The 1,075-nt window shown below is 70.9% G+C and carries 1 protein-coding gene; it reads left to right on the top strand.

Features of this window, described 5'->3' with window-relative positions; translation table 11 throughout:
- Positions 1-1,075: condensation domain-containing protein (locus ACWDR0_RS34985; protein WP_456355860.1), on the top strand; the 1,075-nt coding region annotated here is incomplete at both ends.

Raw genomic sequence — 1,075 nt, forward strand, 5'->3', positions numbered from 1 at the left:
GTCCTCGCTCTGGAAGTCGAGGTCCGCACCCTCTTCGAGAACCCGTCCCCCGCGGCCCTGACTGCGCACCTGGGAGATGCGGCAGGGCAGGCACGTACACCGCTCCTTGCCGGAATCCGGCCCGAACGCGTACCCCTCTCCTTCGCCCAGCGGCGGCTGTGGTTCCTCGCCCAGTTGGAGGGGCCGAGCCCCACCTACAACATCCCCGTCGTCGTGCGACTTGCCGGTGCGGATGCCGAGGCGCTGGGAGCCGCGCTGCGGGACGTACTCGCGCGCCACGAGTCGCTCCGGACCGTGTTCCCCGCCGTCGACGGCGAGCCCTACCAGCACATCCTCGCCCTGGAGGACCTGGACTGGCGGCTTCACCACGAGCATGCGGCTCCCGAGGCACTGGCCGAGGCCGTCGGCGAGGCCGCCCGGTATGCGTTCGACCTGTCGGCTGAGCTGCCGCTGATGGCATGGCTGTTCGAGGCTGGCCCCGAGGAGCAGGTGCTTGTGGTGGTCATGCACCACATCGCGTCCGACGGCTGGTCGATGGGGCCGCTGGGCCGGGACATCTCCGAGGCATACTCGGCGCGGCTCGGCGGCGAAGCGCCAGGCTGGCAGGCCCTGCCGGTGCAGTACGCCGACTACACCCTCTGGCAGCGCGAACTCCTCGGCGACGAGTCCGACCCGGAAAGCCTGCTGTCGGCCCAGGTCGAGTACTGGCGACACGCACTCGCCGGAGCGCCGGAAGAACTGGTTCTGCCGATCGACCGGCCGCGGCCCGCCGTGGCGAGCCACCGTGGCCACGCGGCTGCCCTCCGGGTCCCTGCGGAGGTCCATCAGCGGCTGGCGGAGCTGGCGCGGACCGAGGGCGTGACGCCGTTCATGGTCCTGCAGGCAGCCCTTGCGGTGACCCTGTCCCGGCTCGGTGCCGGTGATGACATTCCGATCGGCTCGGGTGTCGCGGCCCGCGGTGACGAAGCCCTGGAGAACCTGGTCGGCTTCTTCCTGAACACGCTGGTCATCAGGACGGATCTCTCCGGTGATCCGGAGTTCCGGCAGGTGCTGGGCCGGGTCCGGGAGGCGAGCC

This window comes from Streptomyces sp. NPDC003691 (genome assembly GCF_053981115.1).